A 9,531-nucleotide genomic window follows, 5' to 3' on the forward strand; every position below is an offset into this window, starting at 1 on the left:
TCTACTTATATGAGCGACAGTATCATCAGATTGGAATTTTCTATTGGCCTCAACTACGAAATTGACCAGCCAGGAAGTGATTTCATCTTCAGCATTCAGGCATGTCAAACGAATCACCAGTTGATCATTAACGAATATCTCAATGTGAATCAAGACATCTCACTGGGGAGTTATACCGACCCGAGTAGTCACAATAAATTGCTTAGACTTAAAGGGCTTCCTGGAATTTTAAAGTTGGAGTACGGAGGAGTGGTTGATCTCAACCACTACCTAGCATCACCTTCCCAAATATATGAAGTGCCCATAAATAGCCTGCCCGGGGAGGTATTGATCTACCTATATCCAAGCAGATATTGCCAATCCGATTTCATGAAAGATATCGCCGTAAAGACATTCGGCAATATGTCCCAAGGCTATAGTCGCGTTCAAGCAATCAAGGATTGGGTTACTAATCACGTTCGCTTTTGTAATAACACCTCTACAGAGCACACTACTGCGGTAGACACTTATCTGAGTAAAGCAGGCGTGTGTCGTGACTTTGCCCACCTGATGATTGCCTTATGCAGAGCACTCAACATCCCCGCGAGATTTGTTACTGGCATTGACTATGGCTCAGATCCTATTCTTGGCCCCACAGATTTTCATGCGTATGTAGAGGTATATCTTGGCGGTCATTGGTTTATTTTTGACCCCTCTGGAATTGCAATACCCATGGGATTTGTAAGACTCAGTACCGGTAGGGATGCAGCTGATACCGCCATTGCTACTATATTTGGCTCTGTCCGAGGTTCAACACCCACAGTCTCCATTAAAGCCATTCCGAATGCACAAGGAGATCTAATGATTCCTCGGCATGTAGCAAATGCCGTATCTACCGGTGATTAATCTGCTTAACCATAATGTCTAAAAAAACTGAAGTAATGCACAACTTCAGTGCAAGTAATGGCACTTTTCTACTTGATTTGGCTGGAAGGGTATTTTTTAAAGGCTTTTTAGGCTCCCACCCACCAAACCCCTCTTTGGTGCATAGGATTTGAAGTTGTGCAAAGATAAATATCGTTCTAATTATTAAAACCTAAGATACGTGCATGCGTATAAAAATTACAAAGAGCCTGGTATTGCCGGCCCAAATACTCGAGACCGAAAGCATTCCTGAGGCCCTCTTTCCTGAGGGGGATTATCTTGCCAACCTCACCCCCGATGGGAAGATTGAGGTGATCAATACGCGGAAAATAAAAGCCTTTTTTTCCTTCTCGAAATTTAGAGAAAGAGTCTCACTAGGTGAATTTATTGTGATGGAGGCCTGAGATCGGATTTCAGTGGGCCAAATCTAGACTCACTACAACCGCCGTCATTGCAGAAACAGATTCAAATGCTTTTGAATTAACACCGCTGGTATCAACATCCTCCCAGTTGAACTCCAAGGAGAAATGGGCGGACTCGACAATCAGCTCATAACTAGTAGACACCTTATTGCTCTCAATCCCCTTGGGCTCATCACTCACAGGAACGCGTAAGGACTCGATAGCAGCAATTAATGTACTCACTTCGTTACCCGTTAACTCTCTGGTACGCAGCACATCATCTGTGCGCTTAATAGAAATCTTGGAGACCTCGTCAATTGTCACCTCGTATTGGTTAAGACCCAAATCTTCCCAAACAGTTAATTCCAGAGCAATTGGATATGTTTTCATCAATCTACCTCGTCAACATGGGGTTCGTCAAAATGCGTCTTGTGAGGCCTAAGCTTTACAGCAAGCTGAGTCCATTTACTTTGATAGATTCGGTAGTCGCAATGTTCAGCGTGATTCTCTAGCAAACCAAAAATGATGGTGGTGGGAATTTTGCAATGAAGGCAGCGATAAGCATGCTGATGCTCTTCAATCTTCTCTTGGGGGTAGTCGATATAAAACGGTTTCATTTGAGCCCCCTTTTTTTATAACTAGATCAAGTTAATAAAACCATCTTACACCTGTGCTTTATTAAAGTGGGATTCATTTAAAGGTATTTAATTAGCCCTCAAGCTCACCTTCCCATTTAGAGATAACGGCCGTTGCCAAGCCATTACCCAATACATTGGTTGCTGAACGCGCCATATCCAAGAAGTGATCTACCCCAAGGATCAATAGGACGCCTGCTTCTGGCAAGTTAAATTGGGATAGGGTTGCGGCAATAACTACCAACGAGGCTCGCGGTACACCTGCTATCCCCTTTGAGGTGATCATTAACACCAGCAACATTAAGAGCTGCTGGCTGAGCTCCATCTCAATACCGTAGACCTGCGCAATAAAGATGGCAGCAAATGTGCAATACATCATCGACCCATCTAAGTTAAAGGAATATCCCACCGGCAAAACAAAAGAAGCAATTTTGTTTTTACAGCCAAAACGCTCCACTCTCTCTAGAGTCATTGGATAAGCTGCTTCTGAACTCGCAGTTGTAAACGCAAGTAAAGCCGGTTCACGCAACATCTTCACTAAAGCCCATGTGCGATTTTTTAATACCAAGGAACTAATCAGAATGATGACGATCCACAAGGTGAAAATAGCAGCATAAAAACTCAGCATGAATTTTCCATAGGTCATCAATATGCTGACACCATTTTCCGCAATGACAGATGAAACTGCTGAGAAGACTGCAATAGGAGCCATCTTCATCACTGCAGTCGTAATCTTGAGCATGATGTGGGAGAGCATGTCCAGATTACGAATGAACTCATCCGCTCTAGCCCCCATGCCTGCTGCGCCAACCCCAAAGAAAACAGCAAAAACTACGATCTGCAAGATCTCGTTTTTAGCCATCGCATCAAAGATGCTGATCGGGAAAATATGTCTCACAAAATCTGGAAAATTAAGGCTCGCTTTATTTAATCCAGTATTGGCCGCGATCTCCGGCAGAGTTAATTCCACACCAATACCCGGATGCAGAATATTGACCATGACTAAGCCAAGCAATAAAGAAACCAGCGACATGGAAATAAACCAAGAGAAGGTTTTTAGACCTACTCTACCGATAGTCGAGGCATCACCCATTTTGGCTATACCAACAACCAAGGTGGCAAATACCAAGGGAGCAATGATCATCTTGATCAAACGCAAAAAAACATCCGTCAAGATTGAAATGTAAAGGACGTACTGATCGGGGAAAGAGGTTCCTGCACCATATAAGTTGACAAGATAGCCAACCAAAACACCCAAGACCATCGCCCCTAGAATAAAGTGAGTTAGCTTTTTAGAGTTCATGGATGGCCTAATTAATGAGGGGGAACAAGAAGATTCTACCTACCTTTAGGCCCGCTAAACATCAATCAAGACTGAAAAAGTTGATAATGAATGATTGAACATACATCATGGAAAATAAATATGCTGCCCTGCATCGAATTGAAAACCAGCCCGAATCCAACAGCTGCCGTTATCTGGTTGCATGGTCTTGGGGCCGACGGCAATGATTTCGTACCCATCATTCCTGAATTAAAGCTAGCTGGCTGCCCTGGCATTCGCTTTGTGTTTCCCAGCGCCCCAAGCATGCCCGTCACCGTTAATGGTGGCTACGTCATGCCAGCCTGGTATGACATCATTGGCAGAAACCTGATGGATCAAGAAGATGCGGCAGGCATTCAAAAATCGGCAGCGGCGATTGTTCAGTTAATCGAAAAAGAGGCTGAGCGCGGGATTGCCTATGACAAGATTGTTTTGGCTGGCTTTTCTCAAGGGTGTGCAATGGCCTTGCATATTGGCTTACGTTTTCCACACAGACTTGCCGGCATTATTGCCCTGTCAGGCTACCTACCCTTAGCAATGACTGCCAATATTGAAAAGCATACTGCCAATGCTAAGACACCAATCTTTATGGCACATGGCACTTATGATCCCGTAGTTGCTCTTGACCGCGCCCAAGCATCGCATGCCTTACTAGAACAAATGGGTTATCCAGTAGATTGGAATGAATACCCCATGGAGCACTCCGTTAATCATGAAGAGCTCATGGATATCTCGCGCTTCTTGCAAGAATTATTGGCGGCTAAATAAGCCCATCCGAAATTAACTTGATACTAGCAATCAGCAAAAAGAATCTCACTGTTCGGTAATACCATTTCATTGAGATTCTTTTAGCTAAGTAAAAGCCAAAGTACACGCCTACTGGTGCGCAAGGTAATAGGATGATTGAGGTTGCCAATTGCTTGTAATTTAATAGATCTAAATAGGCGTAAGGCCCCAGCTTCCCAAAATTCATAACCGTGAAAAAGACACCTAAGGTCGAGGTGTAAACCATTGGCAAGAGTTTTTCTCTGAGCATATACACCGTAATCGGTGGCCCACCAATATGTGCAACAAAGGAAGTAAAGCCAGACGTCAACCCCATGGCCCGCCCAAGCCAGGGATAGGACTTTGTCTCCTTCGCCTCTATGCGAGACATAGCAAGATTCTGAATCAAAAAGAGAAGGGTAAAAATACCAATCGATAGCGTCAATACCTGAGGCGTGATCGCAGTAAAGAAAATCATTCCCAACAGAAGACCTGCTATGGCTGGGGGAATAACAATCCTAAGAATATCCCAGTTCGCATTCTGAATGTAGCGACGCAAACCCACTAAATCAATCACAATTAAGAGTGGCAGCATGATTGCTAAAGCTTCATTAATTGGAGCCTGGCTAGCCATCAAAGGTAGTGAGAGGGTGCCAAGCCCGGCACCAAAGCCGCTTTTAGATATACCTAGAATGGTGACGCTGATGACCGCACATACAAAAAAAGCAAGTGAGTGCGTGTGAAAAGATTGCACCAGGGAGGCAAAGAGTAAATCAAGCATCCAGCGATCTTACCAAGCTATGAATAAGTAGGCAGCGGCTACGGCCATAAAGCCTGTCGCTAGCCATCCGAAAATCCTCATGCTCAAAGAGGCGACATGAGCCCCCATCACTGACTGTTTTGATGACAAAACCATAATGGCCACCATAAGTGGTACAGCGACAATCCCATTGATTACCGCACTCCAAAACAAGGCTTTCATAGGACTAATGGGTGAGTATTGAATCGCCAGAGCAATCAACACGCTCAAGGCAATGATGGCGTAAAACTTGCTTGCTTGAGCAGCGCTATCTTCCAAGCTAGAGCGCCAGCCAAATACTTCTGACAAAGCATAAGCAGCCGAACTAGCAAGAACGGGTACACCCATCAGCCCGACGCCCAAGATCCCCAGCGCAAAAAGCAGAAAGGTAAACTCGCCGGCAAGTGGTCTCAGGGCCGATGCAGCTTGAGCAGCAGTATTAATATCGCGTATGCCTGCAGCATGAAGAGTGACTGCTGTAGCGAGAATAATGCAGTACGCAGCCACATTAGAGTACAGCATACCGCTCCATGTATCCCAATGAATTCTTCTGAGTTCTGCAGTGACCACCTCGGGATTTTTCTGCTCAAGCAGACTGGGCTGACCATGCAAGTTCATGTCCTCTACTTCCTGGGAGGATTGCCAAAAAAATAAATAGGGGCTGATAGTAGTGCCAAAAATACCAACCACTACGGCGGCCGAATCTGCATTCCAGGTCAGCTGAGGGAAGAAGGTACTCCAGATCACATCACCCCAAGGAATATGCACCGTAAAAAGGACGGCACCATATGCCAGTAGGGAAAGTGATAACCACTTCAAAAAGAAAACATAGTGGCGATAAGGAATCAGTATCTGCAAAACCAAAGTCAACAATACAAAGATACCGGTCATGATGTGCCAATTAACACCCGTAACCAACTGTGCTACCTCACCCATCGCAGCAATATCTGCAGCGATATTGAGAACATTGGCAATCAATAGCAATAACACTAGAGCAACCAATACAAGCGGCGGAAAAGCCAACTTCATATTGGCGGATAAACCACGACCAGTCACCCTACCAATACGAGCGCATAAGACTTGAATTGTCGACATCAAAGGATATGCAAAGGGCATTGTCCAAAGCATATTTAAACCAAATTGCGCACCGGCTTGAGAATAAGTGACGATCCCACTTGGATCATCATCCGCTACACCCGTCACCAATCCCGGACCTACCCGAGATAAAGGATGTTGCTTAATGCGGACCCAGATTTCCGAGAGATTCATATGGGTTGCGGTGAAAAGATCATCCTTTGAGTGTAGCCTTTAATAGAGCGCACAGGAGGATCCACTTCAAAATAAAGGGCTCATACAGAGCCCTTATGCTGATTGATTTAACTCTCAAAGTTTCTTACTAAAACTATATTGAGCAAATGCTTGCTCAGCCACATTAAACCACTGCGCTTCCATGTTTCTAAATGCACGGTAGTCCTCAAAAATCTTTTTGAATTGCGGATTCTTGGCAGACTCCTCTGCATATGTTTCTTGACTTGCTTTAAAGCACGCATCTAGGATAGAAGTATTGAACTTTCGAAGTACGGCGCCGTTTTGCAGGAGACGTTGTAACGCAGGTGGATTGAGCGCATCATACTTTGCGCACATATCGGTATGCGCTTCGAAGCAAGCTGCCTCCCATGCTGCCTGATAGGCAGGGGGCAAGGAATCCCACTGCTTTTTATTAACTAAGAAAGAAAGTCCGGCGGCACCCTCCCAGAAAGCTGGGTAGTAGTAATTCTTGGCAACCTTTGCTAGGCCTAGCTTTTCATCATCATAGGGTCCAACAAATTCTGCAGCGTCAATCGTACCCTTTTCCAGAGCCGAATAAATCTCACCAGCTGGAAGCTGCTGAGGCACTACACCGAGTTTTGCAAGTACCTGCCCTGCAAATCCAGCGATGCGGAATTTCAAACCCTTCAGGTCTTCTGGTGATTTAATTTCTTTGCGAAACCAGCCACCCATTTGTGTACCAGTTTGACCACCTAAGAAATTCACAATGTTGTAACTGGCATAGAGTTCGCGCATTAATTTCATACCATTACCATGCAGCATCCAAGCAGATTGTTGGCGAGCAGTTAAACCAAATGGTGCAGCAGTATCGAAGATAAAAGCACTATTTTTACCAAGGTAGTAATAGCTCGCAGTGTGCCCGCACTCTACAGTGCCATTTTGTACAGCATCCAATACCTGAAGCGCTGGAACTACTTCACCAGCTGCAAATACCTTGACGTTAAATTTTCCGTCAGTAGCCTTACGCAAAGCGTTAGCGAATACCTCAGGAGTACCAAATAAAGTATCTAATGATTTAGGGAAGCTTGAAACCAGACGCCAATTTAGAGTTGGTAAACTTTGTGCAATCGACGGTGCAGCTAAGGCTGCAGCTCCGGCACCAATAGTGGCTTTCTTTAAAAATGAACGTCTTTGCATTTCCGTCACCCCTTTAAAAAATAATAAATTTTTTATATCAAGACTATTTTTTGAGTCTGTATTGATTGTCTTGCTTTATTTTCCACCAACGGTCATTGAGCCCAGCAAAATCGATCCCGTTTCTTTAGTGCCACGAATAAGAGTATCACTGCCAATTAGCTGGATATCCATCAGCATATCGCGTAGATTACCAGCGATGGTAACCTCTTCAACAGGGTATTGAATGACTCCATTCTCAACCCAGTAACCAAATGCGCCTCGTGAATAATCACCTGTCACGTAATTGACCCCCTGCCCCATTAATTCTGTCACCAATAAACCGGTGCCCATTTCTTTTAATAGTGCAGGTAAGCCGCCCTTAGGCGTTTTCTTACTTTGTAAAGTCAGGTGATGTGACCCACCAGCATTACCGGTGGTTTTCATGCCTAACTTGCGAGCAGAATAAGTCGATAAAAAATAACCTTCGAGTATTCCTTTGTTCACCACTGTTCTGGCAGAAGTTTTCACACCCTCCTCATCAAATGGTGCACTACCAGTCATTGACTTTAGATGCGGATCTTCAAACAAGCTGATATGTTTGGGCAATACTTGCTTACCCAAGCTATCGAGTAGAAAGCTGGAGCGGCGATAAAGAGCGCCGCCTGAAACAGCTTGCACTAGGCCGCCCAATAAACCCGCAGCGAGGGGCGCTTCAAAGATCACCGGGCAACGTCGAGTTGTTAGAGATCTGGCCTTGAGACGTGACAAGGCTCGCTGAGCTGCATACGTTCCGATTGCAGCAGGATCGGCCAATTCCTCGGGAATGCGAGAGCTGGAATACCAATCGTCACGTTGCATATGAGCCTTCTTGCCACCTTCGCTAGCGATTGGCGCACAAGAAATATAGTGACGAGAAAAAGGATAGCCGCCCATAAATCCATGCGACGTTCCCATCATGAAATGCGCATGGTGTGCGGATACCGATGCGCCATCACTATTTTTAATTTGTTTGCTCACTGAAAATGCCGCGCCCTCAGCACTACGTGCGATTTCTACTGCAGCGGCTGCATCAATATTCCATGGATGAAACAAATCTAAATCCAGCGGACTTTTTTCTAAGAGATCAGCCTCAGCGGGACCTGCACACAAATCCTCTGCTGTGTGTTGTGCGATGTGATAGGCAGCATCAACCGTTGCCTTTAATGATGCTTTTGAGAAATCGCTAGTGCTGGCGTTACCGCGGTGATGACCCAAAAATACGGTGACCCCCACTTGCTTATCCAGACTTTGCTCTATAGTCTCAACCTCACCCTTACGAACTGTAACGGAGAGGCCCTGACCCTCTGAAACCTCCGCTACGGCATCTGAGGCACCCCTTCTTTTGGCCTCTTTGAGCATGAAATCGATGATTTCTTGAAACTGGTTGGATGTATATGTAAACATACCCTAATAATAGCTAGAATAGAAACATGAAGCATACAGAAGCCCTGAAACGAAACAGCCCTAATGAGGTCAAAATTGGCCTCATCTCCATCTCGGATCGCGCTAGCAAAGGCGTCTACCAGGATGAAGGCATTCCCGCCCTACAAACCTGGCTCATTAAAGCCATTAGCAATCCCTGTGTTTTTCATGAGCGCCTCATTTCTGATGAGTCGGAAGCCATTACCGAGTCGATCATTGAGCTTGTAGATGAGCTAGGTTGCGACCTCGTTCTTACTACAGGTGGCACTGGGCCCTCTAGAAGAGATGTGACCCCTGAGGCCACTCGTGAAGCTGGTACTCGTGAGATGCCTGGGTTTGGTGAGCAAATGCGTCAAATTAGCTTGAGCTTTGTACCGACCGCTATTCTATCCAGACAGACAGCTGTCCTCAGAGAAATTGATGGTCATGCCGCACTGGTCATTAACCTGCCCGGACAACCTAAGGCAATTGCAGAAACGCTTGAAGGCCTGAAAGACGAGAACGGTAAATCGATTGTTCCCGGCATCTTTGCAGCGGTGCCTTACTGCATTGATCTAATTGGCGGCCCGTATATCGAAACTAACGAAACCGTCATTAAAGTCTTCAGACCGAAGAGTGCTCTTAAGAAAACTTGATCTCAACTGCTTGGAGAAGATACACAAAAGGTCCGCAATTGAACTGACCCACAAAAGTTGGACACCCAATCCAACTTTAAAGGGTCAGTCTCATGTCCAAATACAGCAAAGACTTCAAGCTAGAGGTCATCAATCACTACCTGTCAGGCAAAGAAGGATTTACAGC

Annotated in this window: 11 protein-coding genes; 4 read left to right on the forward strand and 7 right to left on the reverse strand. The window is 45.3% G+C overall.

Features of this window, described 5'->3' with window-relative positions:
• Positions 1-9 precede the first annotated feature (9 nt).
• Together VC188_RS05170 and VC188_RS05175 are read left to right on the forward strand one after the other, a co-directional pair.
• A complete protein-coding gene (locus VC188_RS05170) occupies positions 10-885 on the forward strand; it encodes a transglutaminase family protein (RefSeq protein WP_323483239.1) in 876 nt (291 codons plus the stop codon).
• A gap of 203 nt (positions 886-1,088) precedes the next feature.
• The gene (locus VC188_RS05175) at positions 1,089-1,307 is read left to right on the forward strand and encodes a hypothetical protein (RefSeq protein WP_323483240.1); all 219 of its coding nucleotides are present in this window, start codon (positions 1,089-1,091) and stop codon (positions 1,305-1,307) included.
• 9 nt (positions 1,308-1,316) lie between these two features.
• On the opposite strand, the gene VC188_RS05180 is transcribed toward VC188_RS05175, so the two are convergent.
• The 3 genes from VC188_RS05180 to VC188_RS05190 form a co-directional block, all read right to left on the reverse strand.
• Positions 1,317-1,694, reverse strand: coding sequence for a hypothetical protein (locus tag VC188_RS05180; RefSeq protein ID WP_323483241.1), 378 nt, complete (start codon positions 1,692-1,694; stop codon positions 1,317-1,319).
• The gene (locus tag VC188_RS05185) at positions 1,694-1,921 is read right to left on the reverse strand and encodes a hypothetical protein (RefSeq protein WP_323483242.1); all 228 of its coding nucleotides are present in this window, start codon (positions 1,919-1,921) and stop codon (positions 1,694-1,696) included. Before VC188_RS05185 ends, VC188_RS05180 begins: the two co-directional genes overlap by 1 nt.
• Before the next feature lie 91 nt (positions 1,922-2,012).
• The gene (locus tag VC188_RS05190) at positions 2,013-3,242 is read right to left on the reverse strand and encodes a dicarboxylate/amino acid:cation symporter (RefSeq protein WP_323483243.1); all 1,230 of its coding nucleotides are present in this window, start codon (positions 3,240-3,242) and stop codon (positions 2,013-2,015) included.
• Positions 3,243-3,362: 120 nt separating this feature from the next.
• Between VC188_RS05190 and VC188_RS05195 the strand changes: the two genes are divergently transcribed.
• On the forward strand, positions 3,363-4,028 hold the full coding sequence (locus tag VC188_RS05195; protein ID WP_323483244.1) for an alpha/beta hydrolase: 666 nt from the start codon (positions 3,363-3,365) through the stop codon (positions 4,026-4,028).
• Here VC188_RS05195 and VC188_RS05200 read toward each other — a convergent pair.
• The 4 genes from VC188_RS05200 to pmbA all read right to left on the reverse strand — a co-directional run bounded on the left by VC188_RS05200 (position 4,021) and on the right by pmbA (position 8,712).
• Positions 4,021-4,806 (reverse strand): sulfite exporter TauE/SafE family protein, encoded by a 786-nt coding sequence (locus VC188_RS05200; protein WP_323483245.1) that lies wholly within the window; start codon positions 4,804-4,806, stop codon positions 4,021-4,023. The two genes, VC188_RS05195 and VC188_RS05200, sit on opposite strands and share 8 nt — an antisense overlap.
• Positions 4,807-4,815: 9 nt before the next feature.
• Positions 4,816-6,093, reverse strand: a complete 1,278-nt coding sequence (locus tag VC188_RS05205) for a divalent metal cation transporter (protein ID WP_323483246.1) — start codon at positions 6,091-6,093, stop codon at positions 4,816-4,818.
• A gap of 114 nt (positions 6,094-6,207) precedes the next feature.
• Entirely contained in the window at positions 6,208-7,290 is a 1,083-nt protein-coding gene (locus tag VC188_RS05210; protein WP_215320521.1) for a TRAP transporter substrate-binding protein, read from the reverse strand.
• Between the two features lie 75 nt (positions 7,291-7,365).
• Positions 7,366-8,712: a metalloprotease PmbA gene (pmbA, locus tag VC188_RS05215; RefSeq protein ID WP_323483247.1), complete on the reverse strand. Its 1,347-nt coding sequence runs from the start codon at positions 8,710-8,712 to the stop codon at positions 7,366-7,368.
• Positions 8,713-8,738: 26 nt separating this feature from the next.
• Here pmbA and mog point away from each other — a divergent pair, with 26 nt between their 5' ends.
• On the forward strand, positions 8,739-9,365 hold the full coding sequence (gene mog, locus VC188_RS05220) for a molybdopterin adenylyltransferase (RefSeq protein WP_323483248.1): 627 nt from the start codon (positions 8,739-8,741) through the stop codon (positions 9,363-9,365).
• The last annotated feature ends 166 nt before the right edge of the window (positions 9,366-9,531 follow it).

This window comes from Polynucleobacter sp. MG-28-Ekke-A2, from assembly GCF_035012985.1.
In the GTDB taxonomy this organism is placed as follows: Bacteria; Pseudomonadota; Gammaproteobacteria; order Burkholderiales; family Burkholderiaceae; genus Polynucleobacter.